Source organism: Xenorhabdus ehlersii (assembly GCF_003610465.1).
Taxonomy (GTDB): Bacteria; Pseudomonadota; Gammaproteobacteria; order Enterobacterales; family Enterobacteriaceae; genus Xenorhabdus; species Xenorhabdus ehlersii.
In genome coordinates, this window is the sequence record NZ_RAQI01000001.1 from 173,093 (window position 1) to 190,497 (window position 17,405).

At 44.3% G+C, this 17,405-nt stretch carries 12 protein-coding genes, 2 pseudogenes and 2 CRISPR repeat arrays (1 of these 16 cut by a window edge); of the genes and pseudogenes, 2 read left to right on the forward strand and 12 right to left on the reverse strand.

Annotated elements, in window-relative coordinates:
- Positions 1-20: 20 nt before the first annotated feature.
- From BDE27_RS00785 to BDE27_RS19705, 12 genes and pseudogenes are all read right to left on the reverse strand, one after another.
- On the reverse strand, positions 21-1,172 hold the full coding sequence (locus BDE27_RS00785) for a BamA/TamA family outer membrane protein (protein ID WP_099130764.1): 1,152 nt from the start codon (positions 1,170-1,172) through the stop codon (positions 21-23).
- Positions 1,172-2,161, reverse strand: coding sequence for a hypothetical protein (locus tag BDE27_RS00790; RefSeq protein ID WP_099130763.1), 990 nt, complete (start codon positions 2,159-2,161; stop codon positions 1,172-1,174). Before BDE27_RS00790 ends, BDE27_RS00785 begins: the two co-directional genes overlap by 1 nt.
- Before the next feature lie 477 nt (positions 2,162-2,638).
- Positions 2,639-2,912: a CRISPR direct-repeat array (repeat unit 30 nt; unit sequence CGGAACACCCCCGTGAGTACGGGGAACACA).
- A gap of 56 nt (positions 2,913-2,968) precedes the next feature.
- Positions 2,969-3,286: a type I-E CRISPR-associated endoribonuclease Cas2e gene (gene cas2e, locus BDE27_RS00795; RefSeq protein WP_099130762.1), complete on the reverse strand. Its 318-nt coding sequence runs from the start codon at positions 3,284-3,286 to the stop codon at positions 2,969-2,971.
- Between the two features lie 2 nt (positions 3,287-3,288).
- Entirely contained in the window at positions 3,289-4,209 is a 921-nt protein-coding gene (gene cas1e, locus BDE27_RS00800; RefSeq protein ID WP_099130761.1) for a type I-E CRISPR-associated endonuclease Cas1e, read from the reverse strand.
- The gene (gene cas6e / locus BDE27_RS00805; protein ID WP_099130760.1) at positions 4,209-4,883 is read right to left on the reverse strand and encodes a type I-E CRISPR-associated protein Cas6/Cse3/CasE; all 675 of its coding nucleotides are present in this window, start codon (positions 4,881-4,883) and stop codon (positions 4,209-4,211) included. The genes cas1e and cas6e overlap by 1 nt, the downstream gene beginning before the upstream one ends.
- Positions 4,870-5,640 carry a type I-E CRISPR-associated protein Cas5/CasD gene (gene cas5e, locus BDE27_RS00810; protein ID WP_099130759.1) on the reverse strand — a complete coding sequence of 257 codons (771 nt, stop codon included), beginning with the start codon at positions 5,638-5,640 and terminating at the stop codon, positions 4,870-4,872. Before cas5e ends, cas6e begins: the two co-directional genes overlap by 14 nt.
- A 14-nt stretch (positions 5,641-5,654) precedes the next feature.
- A pseudogene (cas7e, locus tag BDE27_RS00815) lies at positions 5,655-6,693 on the reverse strand (type I-E CRISPR-associated protein Cas7/Cse4/CasC).
- A 40-nt stretch (positions 6,694-6,733) separates the two neighbouring features.
- Complete coding sequence (casB, locus tag BDE27_RS00820) at positions 6,734-7,285, reverse strand: type I-E CRISPR-associated protein Cse2/CasB (RefSeq protein WP_099130757.1); 552 nt, start codon at positions 7,283-7,285, stop codon at positions 6,734-6,736.
- Positions 7,278-8,894, reverse strand: a complete 1,617-nt coding sequence (casA, locus tag BDE27_RS00825; protein WP_099130756.1) for a type I-E CRISPR-associated protein Cse1/CasA — start codon at positions 8,892-8,894, stop codon at positions 7,278-7,280. Before casA ends, casB begins: the two co-directional genes overlap by 8 nt.
- Positions 8,894-11,644 carry a CRISPR-associated helicase/endonuclease Cas3 gene (locus BDE27_RS00830; RefSeq protein ID WP_099130755.1) on the reverse strand — a complete coding sequence of 917 codons (2,751 nt, stop codon included), beginning with the start codon at positions 11,642-11,644 and terminating at the stop codon, positions 8,894-8,896. Before BDE27_RS00830 ends, casA begins: the two co-directional genes overlap by 1 nt.
- Positions 11,645-11,691: 47 nt before the next feature.
- The gene (locus BDE27_RS00835) at positions 11,692-12,093 is read right to left on the reverse strand and encodes a bleomycin resistance protein (protein ID WP_099130957.1); all 402 of its coding nucleotides are present in this window, start codon (positions 12,091-12,093) and stop codon (positions 11,692-11,694) included.
- A gap of 532 nt (positions 12,094-12,625) precedes the next feature.
- A pseudogene (locus BDE27_RS19705) lies at positions 12,626-13,117 on the reverse strand (IS1 family transposase); the annotation flags it as partial.
- A 527-nt stretch (positions 13,118-13,644) separates the two neighbouring features.
- On the opposite strand from BDE27_RS19705, the gene BDE27_RS00855 reads away from it, so the two are divergent.
- Together BDE27_RS00855 and BDE27_RS20115 are read left to right on the forward strand one after the other, a co-directional pair.
- Positions 13,645-13,866, forward strand: coding sequence for an AbrB/MazE/SpoVT family DNA-binding domain-containing protein (locus BDE27_RS00855; RefSeq protein WP_099130751.1), 222 nt, complete (start codon positions 13,645-13,647; stop codon positions 13,864-13,866).
- A gap of 35 nt (positions 13,867-13,901) precedes the next feature.
- Positions 13,902-14,231 carry a type II toxin-antitoxin system PemK/MazF family toxin gene (locus tag BDE27_RS20115; RefSeq protein ID WP_420882882.1) on the forward strand — a complete coding sequence of 110 codons (330 nt, stop codon included), beginning with the start codon at positions 13,902-13,904 and terminating at the stop codon, positions 14,229-14,231.
- A gap of 60 nt (positions 14,232-14,291) precedes the next feature.
- A CRISPR array of direct repeats spans positions 14,292-17,405; the repeat unit is 29 nt; unit sequence CGGTTTATCCCTGTACTCACGGGGAACAC (it continues 1,552 nt past the right edge of the window).

A 17,405-nucleotide genomic window follows, 5' to 3' on the forward strand; every position in this document is an offset into this window, starting at 1 on the left:
GCAGAGTGTAACAAATAATCTCAAAACGCTTCCCCAACCTGGAAATAAAATCCGGTACTGTCTTTACCGACACCAAAATCTAATCTGACATTCATGCGTGGTTTAAACTCGAAACGATAGCCAATACCAACAGAAGGAAGCCAATGTTTAGTTCCCAATTGTGAAGGAGAATCTCCCAACGTGCCGGTGCCTATCCAACCGACCACACCGTGGCGCCAGTCAAGTTTATGCCGTAACTCTACCTGTGTTGTGAAGATATTGTTGTCACGATAGCGTCCTTCATAATACCCGCGCATCCGCTGGCCGTTACCAAGTAGTGATAGCTGGTTCCACGGTACATCACCTGCGCTGAAACGGGCATAGTTATCAAAGGCCAGAACTGTCTTTTCAGATAGCTGATAATAGGTTGAAAACTGAAGTTGGGTGGTATGGAAAGGGTGATCACTGCCCAATTCAGGGGGAAAATAGGTATAAATGATCTCAAATATCTGTCCGTGCCGCGCATTGGGCAAAAAATCCCGCGTGTCATAACTGAAATGGGCACTGACACCAGAACTTATCACGGAACGACCACCGACGGACTGTGCAAAATACCGTTTTGCACCGCTATCTGGATCACTGGCATTGACGGATGAAAAATTCCAGCCTAATCCCACATAGGTAGCGTCAGTGATGCGATAGAGAAGCCGTGGATGGATAGAAAATTCCTGCGAGCGGTACTTCTCTTTGTTGCTGTCATTTTTACCAGCATGATAGCCCTTGCCCCAATAGTAAGTTGGGGTGTTATTCAGTGTACTGGAAACAAATAACCGCCATTGGTCACTGGCAAGAAAATTGTAATTAGTAAAGTTCAGTCCAAACGCGCCGGTAGATGAACCAAAGCCACTGAGTCCCAATGAAGAGGTCTGGCTAATGTGGTCTGAATGGTCAGGACGGTATAGGCCAACTATGGCAACACCAATTCCGATACCCATTTCAGGGGTGTAAAAAGGGCCGGGCAATACGCCCCAGTCAATTTTTTTGTGGTCATCAAAATGGTTGCTGCCACCTAATTTGTTTAACCAACCATCAATTTTTTGCCGATCGGGCAGGATATCAGCGTGTGCCGATGAAATGGCAAAAATAAACAGGCTGGAAATTACCAGCCTTTTGAATATTGTAAGGTTAAACATTAAAAACGGAACTCACCGGAGATAAAGAAGCTGTTTCTGTTGCCAAAACCGACTTCTGACAAAATATTGAAATTACGGGTGACTTCGAAACGTGCACCAACGGTATTGTTCCACTTATGGGCAAGGTGTTGTTTGACGTCGAATTTGATGTCAGTCATGCCTTTAATGTACACCATTCCCTCTTGGAGTTTGGGAGGTAAATTGAGTTTACTGACATCGCCGCTAAAATGTTGAGTAATATCTTGATACATGGCACCTACCCAAATTTGCGCTTTTGCATTTCCTTGACCAACAAATAATGGTTCAAAAATAAATTCATAGCCAATTCGTGGAGTAATAACTAAAGCACTAATATCTCCATCTAAGATATCAAGATTGGTACGAGTATAATTAGCATCTAATGTGGCAAAAAATTGGTTGTAACCACCGGCAAGAGTGGCACCACCACCAAAAGTTTTTCCTTTGAAGTTCAATTCGAAAGGAATGTCTTTACCATACTCAGTGTCTCCAATAAAAGTTATATTATCCAAATTTGTTGTGGATTTGCCTTTGGTTTTTCCATAGACGCCGTAGACATTCAGGAAAGGTAACACCCAAGAATCTAGTTTAAGCATATGGGTTTCGCTTTTCTGTCGAGTATCACCTGCATCAATAATGATTGCTTTTTCCCAATTACGAAATCTTGGGTTAGTAAATTTAAATTTAATGCTATCTACGACAATATCCTGCCGCATATTCATATAACTATAACTAGCGCCAAACGGTTCAGGCAGGTCGTAGCCTTTTGCTCGTGCGACATCACCCCAAATTGGCAGAATACGAGATCCCGATTTAGTTGATTGGGATAAGCTACCGTCATTATTTGTTTGCTGAACGCCAGATTCGGATACGGTTAATGAAAAAAGTGGGCGCTCGCTATCTGCATAACTGTATGAGGTCGCAAGGCATAAAGTAGCAGCTAACAGTTTGCTAGTGTTAGTTAAGTTCATAAATGAATTCACTTCCTATTTTTGATATTTGGTTGTCTATAAAATGAACGAATTAAGACGGAAAGGCGCGTAGATTATCATAGCTCTTTTTGACAATCATCAACGAATTATGCTTGTAGGTGTAATATTGCACAATTTGGAATATTCGTTTGTTTTATCATCAAATAGAACGAGTTTTATCTCTCCAAGATGTTAGTAAAAATAATAAATTGATATTGAAATTATTTCTTATATTGATTTTTATTTCGGTTACTTAAAATAAGAGGATAGTCTATAAATGTTTTAATTTTATTTATTATTTATATGACTTATCACAATAAGTCATTGTTAAACGACAATGAATAATCTTATCTTTGGTTTGCTATTACCTTATTTAATCAATAGTTATATTAATGTTTTTTATGCGGGGCATATTGGAATTATTCATTGAGCTTACGGGGAACACAATCCTTGCTGGTCACCGGTCACGTTATAAAACGGAACACCCCCGTGAGTACGGGGAACACCGCATTCGGAGCCAATGCCAGCGCCCGTAAATCGGAACACCCCCGTGAGTACGGGGAACACATCATGACTGACATGCATTGGTCAGAACACGCCGGAACACCCCCGTGAGTACGGGGAACACAAGTCCTTTACCGCCGTCCAGCGGGAAAAATTCGGAACACCCCCGTGAGTACGGGGAACACACCATTGCAAAATATGGGGATGATGCTGATCACGGAACACCCCCGTGAGTACGGGGAACACACTAAATATAACCAATTGTGCTAAAAAACTTTTATCAACAGAAAAAACTTTACCATTTTAATCGCCTTTAACTTTCCCAAACTGATCCTCAGAAAGTGGTTTAAATTTCACTAAACGCAGGCCATCAAAATCTAGCGGTTCCCTTCGGTTTTCACCAAAGGTTTGAAAATCAAACCCAGATTCGGTGTTGGTCTGCCATGCCATAACGGCATTTCCATCCTCAGTCAGTTCCGTGATTTGTTGCCAAATCATCTCCCTGATTTTATGCGAGATATTACCTACATAAACCCCTGCCCGTATTTCCAGTAACCAAATAGCCAGACGTCCCCGTAATCGAGGAGGAACGGCTTCTGTTACGACCACCGTCATACTCATCTTTACTGGCTCCTGTGCCCAATGTCACCGATAGATACCGGTTCAGGAATGGCGGGAGGTTGTGCATCAGCAGGAGGGGGTGGCGGGGAAATTTCGCCCGCCGCAAGTACTTCTTCAATTAAGGGAATAAGGCGTTTCAGAATTTTGTCTGTCCTGAATTTCTCGCGACAAGCAATTCTGACTTGCCTGTCAGGAGCAATGCTATTGGTGGCCGCGACTTTAAACGCAATAGGCACGACAGTATCAAACTTCAAGATATCCGCAATATCATAGACAAATGACAGGGGTTTGCCGGTATGCAGAAAACCAATGGCAGGTGCATAGCCAGCCGCCAGAATGGCTGCCTCGGTCACTCCATATAAGCAAGAAGTTGCGGCACTGATACAGCGATTGATCAGGTCACCTTTATCCCAATCCGTATGATCGTAATTGCGCCCATGCCATTTTACCCCATACTGTTTTGCCAATATTTGATAGGTTTTTCTGACACGAGCGCCCTCAATGCCCCGAAGCTGTTCGACATTGCGTTTTTGGGGAGCAGGCTCCCCAAAGCGCAATTCAAACATTTTGCGGACAACTTTGAGCCTTAAATCCTCATCCAGTGCCAGCTTGGCCTGATAAAGCAGTCGGTCTGAACGCGCACCTCCTGGTTGTCCTACGGAATAGAGCCTGACACCCGCTTCCCCCACCCAAATAAGCAATGTTCCGGTAGTAGCAGCCAGTTTTACCGCAGCATGGCTAATGCGGGTGCCCGGCTCCAGCATAATGCAGGCGAGAGAACCAACGGGAATATGCATACGTTCACCGTTGGCTTCATCGATCACAACAAACGCATTATCTTTGACATCAATACGCCCCATGCCGATAAAGATCATCGAATTCCTGTCCTTGATGGGAATGGGTTTTAATGGAATAAATGCCATTACAGTGCCCTTATCAGCATTAGCCCACAACCAAAGGATTTTGCCCTGCCAAACCCTTTCTGGCATTGCTCAAGGAAAAGTTCGCTATCTGACAAAGTGAGCACGCCCTGAAAATCCACACTGGAAAATGCCACTTTCTGGCCAGAAGCTTTGAAGCTGCGATGTTGGGTATAACGTTCAATATCTGGGGCGAAGTCAAAGCGAATACCCCAATTAGCCAGTCGTTTTTCATCCTGTATCCAGGCTTGGGCGGCTTGCGTCATTACTGATTCGATTTCATCTGAGCTACCAGAATGTCTTGCCTGGAGCTTGGCATGCATCAATACGTCGTGGCGAAGCTGTTTGCCTGAATCTTTATTTGTGATGCAAACAGTAGGGTTCGCGCGGAGTTTGAACGCCAGTTTTTGACCGTTATGTAATTGAGGGATAAAAGGTTTGGTCTGAATCTGGAACTGCGGGGAATTGGCTATCGGTGTAGTTGTGGACAACACAAAAAATTCAGGTCTGCCACTTAAGCTCATCTCTTGCCGAAACAGGAAATTGCGCTCTTCCTGTTCTGTAAACAGTTGCCACAAGAGTTGGTGGGAAGCATAGACATCATTTTTCGTCTGTTTTCGTGACGGTGCTTGTATATGATAAACCGAAGGGTGCAAGGTAACTTTAGACAGATACATGTGTTCCCTCCACGGTCGATAACTGGAACGATAACTGGTGCATCGTGCGTTGCGTAAACTGCCAGCGGCTGCGTGATAGTGGCTCATCCCAACGTTGATGAGTCAGTATTGTCGTATCAGGGATTGTGATCTCGTCTTCATCTCCTTCCCAAAAATAGCTCACGACATCATGATTACGCTGCCAGTAGTGATTGGCTTTTTCTGATTGATAAGGTAAGGGAGGAAAAGACGTATCGAGAGCTGCTTTTAATGACGGATATTCTGCCAATTTCGGCATCATCGGAAGCGCAAGAGGGCAGGATTTTCGCCCAAGGCTCAGCATAAAGACCGGTTTTATCAGCGCATCACGCAAAGCCGAAAGTGTGAAACTGGCCTGTTCGGTCAATGAAATTGCGATAACCCACACGCCATCAGCAAGGTAATCGCGTGAAGACAGTATCGTGTTTAATTTGGATTTATCACGTAACTCACTTTTACGGGTCAGATGTGCCTGTTTTTTCTCTTGCGAGGGGACTTGGGCGGTATGGTAATCCCGCATCAATAAACCGGAAACAATCTGTTTGATGGCGATTTTGATACCCTGCTGCAATGCCACAAGTTGTGTTTCATCGTCACGCCGGATACCCAATGCTGCGCCTAATAGCCCTAAGATAGCCGAACGGGTTGGATAAGTGTCGGTCGGACGGCTTTCACCGACTGCTTCCACCCCCCAACTGGCTAGTGCCCCGTATAAGCGAAAGACCAGGTAAGTCTGCATATTGGCCCCTTTTTTTACTTAGTGACGAATTGAAGTAGTTCAGTAAAACTACCTTCACCCGTGACGGCATTGATTTCATAGTGTGTGTCAGCGCAAGCGCCATAAACGTTATCGAAGTTTTTCCTCTGATTTTCTAACGCCTTGATAGCATCGGTTGCCTGATCTTCGCTATCAATGGGTTTTAAAAAACGCAACAGACAGGGAGCGAGGCTGATATTCTCCCTTTTCCGCCAACACATAACTGGCATAGGCGCGGGAGCCGAAACTGTTTTGTTTGCCGGATGGGGCGATTTTAATAGCGGCTTCTGTCAGGGCGGCAATGGCTTTATGCGCCAGTGCTTCATTGCCTGCCAGGTTTTCGATTAACAAAGACTTGTCGATGCAGATATAGCTGTAGAACAGGGCAGCCGCAAAGCCGGTTTCGCCAATATGAGCTGAACCGGAATCACTTTTACCCGCATTGAGATCGTCTACAGCGGTAAAATAGTCATCTTCCACGGCGACACTATGAACGCTGATAGCATGAGCAACCTGACAGGCTGCTTCTACATTATAAGCAGGGCTGGATGCCAACATACGGCCAAACAGGGCAATATCTACGGCCGTTTTTTCTGTGCTCAGTAGTTTCAATTCTTCTTTGGTCGGTGCGCGATTTTCAGCGATGAGTTTATCGGCCAATGCAAAGGTAGCCTCTTTTTCTGCCGGGCTAATATGAGCCAGCTGTTCAATTTCCAGAGGCTCATCTTTTTTATTTTTGCCAAATACTTCTGCAATAATAGTAGCCCATTCAGTGGCTTGTTTTTCTTTAACTCCCCCATTAAGTAAGCGTTGATAAACCTGGAATCCAAAACGTTTGGTACGAAAACCAAGGTGCTCTACGAGAGCATCCTGAAACAGATCAGAGATTCGCCAATGGCGCTTCAAACTTTGAGAGCTAATTCTTAATCTCTCAGCTCCGCCCATTCTGGCGGTTTTAGGACGTCCGAGATCGTCGCGGTTCAGGTTAGCAGGAGGGTAGGAAGTTAACAGATGTAGCTGAATGAATTGGCTCATTTAAAATTCCTTATAGATTAAAAGTGATTAATTATTGGGGTTATTTAGCGGCTTTGTAGTAATCCATTGCCCATTGCACACAAAGGCGTTTATTGGCTCGATATGCTCTTGGATGGTGGTATTCCCACATCCACTGTTCAATATCTTTGGCGAGAGACAAGACGGAAACCTGGCCTTTCAGTTGTTGCAGGATGCGCCGCAAACGCATAATAAATTCATCGGGAGTTTTGGCTGCCTGTAATTGAGCAAAGCGATGAGTACTGACAATGGGCTTGTCATTTTCTGTTTTGGTGCCTGCGGCGGTAGCCAGATTGGTAGTGGTGTTAGTTTTGACATACACCAGAGTGACGGCAATCATCGCCCATAGTGTAACGGTCTTTTGTTCAGCTTCTTTGGTAATATCTTCTGGCAAACTGAACCATAATGCCCGAAAACCTTCGGTGAAAGTGACCGCCTCAATATCCTGGCAACGCTTTAATTCAGCCTTATAGAGCGTTGGTGCAGGGGGAATCTTTTTTTCCTTCAATTCTTCGGGGGATAAAAACATGCTTTCCCACCAGCGCAGTAAACGACCTTCACTTAGGTTAGTCATTGATAACTTCCTTCTTCGTGTTCTTGGATGATTTGGTTTCTATATTGTGCTCTGCCATAAATGACTTGATATCTTTAGAACCCATCAGCCACTTGGTAAGAATTTGCCGTGCCTCGATTTTTTCCAGTAATTTTTTGGGATCGGTATCTTCTGACAGTACAAATTCATCAAAGAGATCAAAGCAGGTATTTCTGAGTTGGTAGAGCCAGGTTTTAGCTTCTTCGGTGGATAGGGAAGAAGCTTTATGCTGGCTACTGACAATCTGTTGTACAGCTTTAAAGAAGACTGTTTGGGTTCGTTGGTAGAAGGTAGCATCAATAAATGATATATCGCCTTTTATCTCATTTGGGCGATGGAACCATGCGCTTTTGATCTGGGTACGACACTGAGTCAACGCATTGACAGAGAGGTTTTGTAGTGTTTTGACGCGCCGGAAAACGGCATCTTTCTTTTCAATCGGCATGGAAAATAGAGGCAGGCTGGTGGAGTACCAGCAGCGGGCTTTCATGTTATCCAGATCATAGCCAAAAACCCACAACCGTGGAGTGTAACTCTGTTCGTCCGCAAAATAATCATTGAGTTGGTTAAAATGGTCGATAACCTGAGCTACTTGTTGACCATGTTTATCATCGGAAAAAGTCAGGCTATCCCAGATCTTGTAGGTAATGCCACCGGGCTGCCCTTTGACGGAAAGGTGCTCTTCATCCGGTTTTTTAGGATTCCATCGATAAGGAGTTAAGGGATGTTGCCAAGTACCAGAATAGTTATTGCCATAGTTTTGGGTACGATAGCCAGAAACGGATTGGTGAGTTGCTTGCCCCGTTAATTGGCAAGTAGCTGGCTTATCGTCTATCTCCAGACGAATTCGCCGTGGCATTGCCCAATACATATGCAGCTCATGGACATTATGTGCGTAAATTTCTGTTCCTGCTTTTTGGCTGATATGAGTTTTACCCAGCCACGGAAAAATGTCTGGACTGTTGAGATCAGGATCTGGGTAAGACCAAAGTTCCCGATTGATGACATTAAGCCAAAGTTTTTGCCATAGTGAAGCATCCAATTCTTGTGGCTGAATCAAAGTTGTTAGTGGGCCGCCTCCCCGCAACCCCACTCGATGTCCAACACCGCCGGCAGGGGCATTAATCTGTAATGTGAATAGCGCAATAGCGGCCATTTCAGGGGAAATGACTTCACATTGGCTGCGTTTTATAAAGTGGTCAGTATTATCCTTCAACGTTTTTTCACCGGGCGATTCAATCAATAATCCTGAAATACCGATAGGCTTTCTTTCAGCTAACGGATCAAAATCCTGCATAAACAGAGGGCCATCTCCTGACAAATTAAAAGCATGTTCTGTCCGATTAAATGCAGTCTGTAAGTCAGCTTGTGTAGGGGCTTGTTGATAAAATTCATGCCATTCGTCTTCATCTTCAGGGGCAAAAACCGTTTGCAGCAAGCCAATTGCTAACTGATAAGCAGCTCCCTGAAAATCAGCCCTCGGCAGGGCAAAATCGACAACGGCAGGATCACCGATTGCCGTCAGTGGCAACTTTTTCTCGCTGCCATTTCTCATGCTAAAAGTCAGCCATGCGTCTTTAACAAGGTTCATTACGCCTCCTGCTTAGGATAAAAACCAATGTTGGGATCATAAGTAAAATGAGGGTCACTCTCTGGCAGCCAGATTTGCAGGTATTTGACGGATTTGAATTTATCCTGTAACTGTTCTACCGCTTGAGAAAGAGACGCTGGTATGGGTTGCAGCTTATCGGCAAATTTGTTTTTTGAAATTTTGACGATACTTAATTGGACAGGGAATTTTTCATTTTCTACCCACGGTATTAATTCCCCGCTTTCGGTCAGTTTGACAAGCAGTACGCTCACCGTTTCGATATCGCTAAATCGGGTGCTGATATCGCAATCATCGTCATACCAGCCGCGGGCACTGCGTTTACTATATTCATAGCGTTGCCATTGCAGGGCTTGTGATCGTGCTACGGCGTCTTTGCTCCTCCCTTCAGCGATTGTTTCATCATCTTTGTATTTGAGTGCATCAGGGATTTGTTCATCGGCATCTTCACCGTAAACGGCTTCGATCAAGGTTCTAGCCTCAGCAGGCATACGAATGGCACCCAGGCGCAGTAGTTCGCGTAAGCCAAGCCATAAACGTCCGGCTGAACGATAAACATATTGAGTATTGCGGAAATCTTTACTCAGCCAATCAGCGTTAGGTTGGTCATCCCATTCTGGTGCGTGGAGATATAATTTAGGCGCAGATCGGCTATCGATAATGCCTGGCTTATATTCTCCATTTGCATTACGAGTATGGCGGTTCAGGCGCCCGACCCGCTGAATCAAGTCATCAATCGGGCAGATATCGGAGATCATGACATCCGTATCAGCATCAAGGCTTTCCTGAAAGACCTGTGTTGTAATCAGGATCTTTCCTTGCCGATCTTTCTGCTTACTCTCTTTACCAAATATTGCCAGCACACGATCTTCGAGCATTTTTCGGTCATGCAAAATAAAACGGCTGTGGAATAACAGGCAATTTTCCGGCTGTTCCATTTGTGACTGAATCAGTCGGAAAGCATGGAGTGCATCATCCACTGAGTTACGAACCCAAACCACACATTGCCCATTTTGAGCGGCGTCCAGAGCGATTTGTACACATTTATCCAGATGATTCACGGTTTTTACCGTGACGGTACGGCTAACATCTGGGCGACTGCGTAAAGGAGCCTCAATAAGTGGATTTTCTGGGTTTAACGTGACCTGGGTTGCCAGTGGAAAGGCCGTTTTTTGCAATTTTTGTGGTGGGATTCCGCCGGCTGATAGCCAGATATCCACCAGCCGTTGGCGCTGTTTTAAGGAGAGCGTGGCAGTCAGTAATACCACGGAGCCACCCTGGTGCAGGTGCAGACTTAATAAGCTTTCCAGTAATGCAAACATGTATTCATCTGCGGCGTGTACCTCGTCAAAGATCAATACCTTGCGATTTAATCCAATCAATCGAAGTGACTGGTATTTTCTTGGTAAAACTGCAAGCAATGCCTGATCGATAGTACCTACGCCCACCGATGCCAATAGCGCCTTTTTGTTAGAATCTGCCAGCCATCGGTGGCACTGTGCTGTCGCGGTGCTATCGTCTCTGGTGTAATCACTGTCGTTGTGTTCGGAGGTCAGGATAATGTCACGGAAATTGTCATTCATTTCACGTGCACCGTGAGCGAGAACGATACTGGGCAGGTTGCCGTTTTCTGTATCGAACATACGATGGTAGTGTTTAGCGATTCGACCAAACATAGCGTTGGAAGTTGCCATTGTTGGCAGGCCAAAATAGAAACCATCCGCAGTACCGGTTTGCATTAAGCGATGAGTCAGAGCAAGGGCAGCTTCTGTTTTGCCCGCTCCTGTGACATCTTCCAGAATAAAAAGCTGTGGAGAGTCATTAATCGGGACTTTTTCCGCCCATTTTTGTAATGGGGTTGGCGAAAAGTGGTAATACTCCTGAATAGAAGTGTAAGGCGATATTACGCGGGTGTTATGGAAATCAATGCCATTTAAGGCAACTTGGGCTTGCTTTTGGGTAAGCTGCCAATATTCCGCTAACGGAAGCGCTTTGGTTTGATAACGAAAATGATAACAATCAGAGCCTATCCAGTCAGCCAGTACGACAATACCGGCAAGTTGCCAACTCACCTGTTTCAGGTTGTGTTGCCACTCTTTTGAAAGTAATTTTGCCAGTGGCAGACGAGGTTGAAAAAGCGTCAGTAGATCATGGGTAAATGCCGTTGCATCGACAACATTTTGGGACTCAGTAAAATCGGTAATTGCGTTCCAATCAGCATCATCAATGGGTTTACCATGATGACCGAGCATACACTGCATCAAAATCATTAACGTTTTCAGTGCTTGTTTCTTTTGTTTATCTTCACTGAATTGCAGGCCATCATCTTCCACTAAAGCAAGCAGTACGTCGTCCTGAATTTTTTTCCAGAAAAATAGCCCTAACCGATCATGCCTGAAAAATTTGGAATCATAGGGAGAATATTGTTCAGGTTTAATCAGATCAGTATTTTCTTGGGAATATAATTGCTGAAATGCAGAGGCAAATTTGCCGATATCATGTAGTACCAGAAAAAATGAAAACAGATTTTGTAATGATTCTGGTGATAATCCCAAAAAATTTGCGAGATCCTGTGTTAATTTTTTGTGTGGTGCCAATAATAATCGACCTACTGCGGCAACATCTAGGCAGTGATAGACCAGAAGATGATAGTTTTCTTCGGAATAGGGATTTTTTTGGGCTTTGCCCCAATATCGTGTGAGGTAACTAAAGTTATTTATTAAATTAGGCATATTCTTACGTAGAAATAAAATTATAATCGAATCACATTAATGAATTGTTACTGTTCTTCTTTGTTTTCTATATATTGGCTAAATCGAAGTAAATAACCATCTGGATCTTGAACGAGGAATTCTCTCTGACAGATAGTAGTATCGCCTATGCAGTAATAATTATCTTCCAGTGGGCGATAAAGCTCTATTTTGTTAATTACAAGATTTGCCATAATTGACTTAACGTTATCGACTTCAATTTGCAAATTAATACCACGTCCTAACGGCTTATTGAGTTCTCCGGTATTCCAACCATTTTCATGAAATGCTTCCAACATTAATTGCGCCTCACCTAAGCCCAAATAAACAAAATCAGGTTCTTCTCGTCGGATTAATATTTCGAAACCTAATATTTTCTGATAGAAATCGAGTGAAGCAGAAAAATCGGTCACAATAAGTTCTGGTATCATGCGATTCCAGTAAGTTGTTTCTGTTGTGATGCTTGTGCTCAAGATGTTTTCCTATGTGATTATATTATTTTAAAATAGCGAACTACTTAAAAAATTAGTTAAATCTACTACGTCAACAACAGTTTTGGAGAATTTACCCTATTTTGTATTGTATCATCACTAACATTTTATTTTATATGGAATATTGATCACATTTAAAATCACATGAGAAGATAGTGATCAAAATTTCATCTCACTATGAATTAGATTTTGATGACAGTTTTTATGGTGAATTGTAATACTCCATGAGTATTTTTCTCTGATAGTGTTTTATCTCTATATATCAGTGTTTGCTCATTTTGTAGGTGCTGCATTTTTGTTTGCGTCAGTGCTTCTTTGTGCCATCTAATCAGAGTGCTTTTAGAGATTCTATCTGATTTGGCCAGAGAGGAAATACTGATGTTGTAGGGTGGTAGCATTTTTTTGCATGGTTCTTTTTTTTCAGGTGAATAGTGTTTCAAATTTTGTCCCCTATGAGAATTTTGGTCGCGTATTCAATCCGTTGTATGAAACTTTTGCCTACGAGGTGTTTATCTTTAGGCAAAATATTATAAGCGTTAAATTTATCTGTACACCAAAAAGCAATCTTGAATCGTGATAATTTTTTCAGCAGCTTTTTAAGCGTTTTCTTGTTTCACCTTCCGAACGAGTGAGCAATGATACGCTTTAGTCGAGGTTCCCAAGTGCACCATAACCAACGGGAGTGTCATTACGCATTGTGGTTTGAGTTTTTTAAAACCCGAACGACGACATTAATACTGATATGTAATGCATGGGCAGTATCATGAATACCAGGGCTGTTCATAGCAAGATCAAAGACTTGTTCTTTTATACCCGGCTGATACGCTCGATAGGCGTATTCAAGCTGGAAGGTTCGTTTGCAGGATAAACAGCGATAGCGTTGATGCCCCGAATTACCCTTACCCTGTTTTTTGACGAATTCAGTTTGCTGACAAAATCGACATTTTACTTCAACTGTTGCCATTTAATTTCTCCGAAAAAAGGGGAATTATATTCCACCATCAACGGGTTGAATACGTGACCAGAATTTTTATGTGGAATATTTTAAAAGTGTAGAGGGAGTTTGTGGAAAGGCAAATTTTTTCAACACAACGAAAGGAAAAATAAAAACTTTAGGCTAAATTATTATCTATTTAAGCCTGTTAGTATATAGGGTTAGATGTTTATCCCCGTGTATAAGGGGAACATAATCTGATGATCAGATAGAAGTAAAAATAAAAACGGTTTATCCCCGTATTCACGGGAAAAAAATAGTCATATCACAAAACTGTGAACATTTCTATTTTTCGTCTTTCTTAAGACAAATACATTCCTGATTGTTATCTTCACTATGCTTGCCAGAAACAGTGATTTGAAGTGTAGCAAATCACCATAATTACGTCTCTATTATGTTTATGATTTAGTCTCATAATGTAAAAAGCAGATAAAGTTTTACTTTTGTAAAACATAAAAGTATGATTGAGTATAATTTAAACAGAAGGAGAGATAGGCATGACTGCTGTTGTTATTCGCCAATCTGGTGGGGCTAATATTGTTAGCATACCGAAAGCCATTGTGAAAACCCTCAATCTGCATACGGGTTCAAAGCTTGATCTGTCCATTCAAGATAACAAAATTGTGCTTACACCAATCGAAGAAGAGTTAACATTGGAATTACTGTTAGCCGGAAGCCCTAAAGAATGTTTCACGGTAACAGATGAGGATAGAGAATGAATCAATGCTAACTCTGTTGGTAAGGAAGTGATTTGATGTACATACCAGACAAAGGAGACATTGTTTCATTGGATTTTGATCCGAGCGCAGGGAAAAAAATTATGAAACGCCGCCCTGCGTTTGTGATCTCTCGAAAGATATTTAACGAGCATACCGGATTTGCTGTTGTGGTCCCCATTACCAGTACCGTAAGGGGAATGATGTTAGAAGTTGTCTTACCCGAAGAATTATCGACCCAAGGTGCAATTCTTATCCATCAGGTCAAATCCTTAGACTTTTCAGATCGTCAAGTTAAATTTATTGAGAAAGCACCTCAAGACATTATCGACAAAGTAACCGAGCTAACTAAGGTTATTATTTCATAATAAGAATTTCCTGATTTACGGGGAACACGTCGTCGGTATCTACCGCAGGGCAAGGGATTACGGTTTATCCCCGTATTCACGGGGAACACCTGGTCGAATCGCGTAAATTTCAGACCAGCAGCGGTTTATCCCCGTACTCACGGGGAACACATGAAAAAGCAAATAAAAGCGACAATGGATTACGGTTTATCCCCGTACTCACGGGGAACACATTTTGTGGCATCCTTAATGCGTTTAATATCCCGGTTTATCCCCGTACTCACGGGGAACACCATGTATTGATTGATGTGGGTACGTGATGTACCGGTTTATCCCCGTACTCACGGGGAACACGGGATGTCTTTTGACAGTTCTACTAGCATGGCCGGTTTATCCCCGTACTCACGGGGAACACGCCCGGTCTTTTTTCTGGATGATGTTGTAGTCCGGTTTATCCCCGTACTCACGGGGAACACTCCATCCATTCTTCATGGAGGACATCGTAAATCGGTTTATCCCCGTACTCACGGGGAACACTCGATCGGTCAACGCTGCCATGACCACCTCAGCGGTTTATCCCCGTACTCACGGGGAACACCCAGCCATTCATCATAGCGGCTCATGCGTTCCCGGTTTATCCCCGTACTCACGGGGAACACATCTCAACATCATTAGAAAGATACTGGTCTGCCGGTTTATCCCCGTACTCACGGGGAACACTGGGGATTGTTGTACTCGTAAGTAAAAGCGGGCGGTTTATCCCCGTACTCACGGGGAACACATTGCTGTATGTCTCGCTGCAACTTAGTTTTCCGGTTTATCCCCGTACTCACGGGGAACACTTGCACTCGATTGCATACAGGCGATAAAAGGGCGGTTTATCCCCGTACTCACGGGGAACACCTAATTTAATAAGCACCATCTTCCTTGCTGTACGGTTTATCCCCGTACTCACGGGGAACACATGGACATTGAGGATGTGGCCACCGGCGAGCGCGGTTTATCCCTGTACTCACGGGGAACACGCCCTATCCATGCAGGCACCAACATAGGGTACCGGTTTATCCCTGTACTCACGGGGAACACCGACGCGGACACAGTACGCCCATAAAGCAGGCTGGTTTATCCCTGTACTCACGGGGAACACGCGAACAAAATTCAGCAGGTGATGACGGGCATCGGTTTATCCCTGTACTCACGGGGAACACGCGAACAAAATTCAGCAGGTGATGACGGGCATCGGTTTATCCCTGTACTCACGGGGAACATCGCTATGACTACGCGCCTGATGGCTGTTATTGCGGTTTATCCCTGTACTCACGGGGAACACTGTATGAACGTGCTGGTATCACAAAAGCGACACGGTTTATCCCTGTACTCACGGGGAACACCTCACTATTTGATATAAAAATAATAGCACCTACGGTTTATCCCTGTACTCACGGGGAACACATCAGGCATTTCAGCGCGAATAATTTCTAGTGCGGTTTATCCCTGTACTCACGGGGAACACGGCAATCATTGCGGAAAACCTCCAGATAACCACGGTTTATCCCTGTACTCACGGGGAACACTAGCTATCTTGAACTTTAACTCGTAGTTTTCACGGTTTATCCCTGTACTCACGGGGAACACGAGATGGCCGGACGCAATCACTATGCTGCCTACGGTTTATCCCTGTACTCACGGGGAACACGAAAACGAAATAAAGCCTCACGGACAAGATCCCGGTTTATCCCTGTACTCACGGGGAACACACCCCGCAGGAACTGACCCCCGAAGTGAATAACGGTTTATCCCTGTACTCACGGGGAACACGGCAAGCTGTCTGGCCTGCTCTGCCAACTTATCGGTTTATCCCTGTACTCACGGGGAACACTTTTCCAGACTGTTCACGGTTGTGCTTAGGGTCGGTTTATCCCTGTACTCACGGGGAACACGCCGTATTATGACTGGGATCAGCACAGACCCCCGGTTTATCCCTGTACTCACGGGGAACACACTAACGATACTGTTTCAAATTTAAATAATAACGGTTTATCCCTGTACTCACGGGGAACACTTGCTCCACGGTTCCAAGTTCAGAGTAATATGCGGTTTATCCCTGTACTCACGGGGAACACTACATAATGACCATCAATACCAAAAGTGACGGCGGTTTATCCCTGTACTCACGGGGAACACAGGCCGCCCCATTGATGGATCGGCGCGTAGATCGGTTTATCCCTGTACTCACGGGGAACACTTTGTGAAAGAAAATAACAAATAAGGCGTACCCGGTTTATCCCTGTACTCACGGGGAACACGTACATATCACCTAAACGATACCAGCCATGGCCGGTTTATCCCTGTACTCACGGGGAACACTTTACCAAAAGAACCTAAATGAAACAGGTCGTCGGTTTATCCCTGTACTCACGGGGAACACGTTAATGCCAACGCCGCGAATGCAATTGATGGCGGTTTATCCCTGTACTCACGGGGAACACTCATAGGCGACCTGTGTTCCCGTCAGAGACTGCGGTTTATCCCTGTACTCACGGGGAACACATATTCATTATGAAAATGATCGGATTAAAGTTCGGTTTATCCCTGTACTCACGGGGAACACTGATAGAGATTCAGCTTCCATCATGAGACTGGCGGTTTATCCCTGTACTCACGGGGAACACCGCCGATTTGGTGCTGTTGGTGACCGCAAATACGGTTTATCCCTGTACTCACGGGGAACACAAGCTAATGGGGTGTTGATCCCGCTCCATTAGCGGTTTATCCCTGTACTCACGGGGAACACCCACGGTCCCCATGTAAATGGAGGTGCCCACGCGGTTTATCCCTGTACTCACGGGGAACACTCCCGCTGGAGGAAAATCACGCGCATTATCCCCGGTTTATCCCTGTACTCACGGGGAACACTATATAATTCTTTAATGGATGAATTATAATCTCGGTTTATCCCTGTACTCACGGGGAACACCTGCCTGAATCCGATCTTCCCGACGATAAAGCCGGTTTATCCCTGTACTCACGGGGAACACTCTCTGTCGATGCCTGTCCAAATGTATGAATTCGGTTTATCCCTGTACTCACGGGGAACACGGAGCTACCGGCCATTGTAGAACCCGGCCAACCGGTTTATCCCTGTACTCACGGGGAACACATGACAATATTTATCTGCATAAAAGAATATGCCGG

What these genes read in the sequence shown, in the direction of transcription:
- BDE27_RS00785 (WP_099130764.1), bottom strand. Translation starts at nt 1,172, where the DNA reads ATGTTTAACCTTACAATATTCAAAAGGCTGGTAATTTCCAGCCTGTTT.
- BDE27_RS00790 (WP_099130763.1), bottom strand. Translation starts at nt 2,161, where the DNA reads ATGAACTTAACTAACACTAGCAAACTGTTAGCTGCTACTTTATGCCTT.
- cas2e (WP_099130762.1), bottom strand. Translation starts at nt 3,286, where the DNA reads ATGAGTATGACGGTGGTCGTAACAGAAGCCGTTCCTCCTCGATTACGG.
- cas1e (WP_099130761.1), bottom strand. Translation starts at nt 4,209, where the DNA reads ATGGCATTTATTCCATTAAAACCCATTCCCATCAAGGACAGGAATTCG.
- cas6e (WP_099130760.1), bottom strand. Translation starts at nt 4,883, where the DNA reads ATGTATCTGTCTAAAGTTACCTTGCACCCTTCGGTTTATCATATACAA.
- cas5e (WP_099130759.1), bottom strand. Translation starts at nt 5,640, where the DNA reads ATGCAGACTTACCTGGTCTTTCGCTTATACGGGGCACTAGCCAGTTGG.
- casB (WP_099130757.1), bottom strand. Translation starts at nt 7,285, where the DNA reads ATGACTAACCTAAGTGAAGGTCGTTTACTGCGCTGGTGGGAAAGCATG.
- casA (WP_099130756.1), bottom strand. Translation starts at nt 8,894, where the DNA reads ATGAACCTTGTTAAAGACGCATGGCTGACTTTTAGCATGAGAAATGGC.
- BDE27_RS00830 (WP_099130755.1), bottom strand. Translation starts at nt 11,644, where the DNA reads ATGCCTAATTTAATAAATAACTTTAGTTACCTCACACGATATTGGGGC.
- BDE27_RS00835 (WP_099130957.1), bottom strand. Translation starts at nt 12,093, where the DNA reads ATGATACCAGAACTTATTGTGACCGATTTTTCTGCTTCACTCGATTTC.
- BDE27_RS00855 (WP_099130751.1), top strand. Translation starts at nt 13,645, where the DNA reads ATGACTGCTGTTGTTATTCGCCAATCTGGTGGGGCTAATATTGTTAGC.
- BDE27_RS20115 (WP_420882882.1), top strand. Translation starts at nt 13,902, where the DNA reads ATGTACATACCAGACAAAGGAGACATTGTTTCATTGGATTTTGATCCG.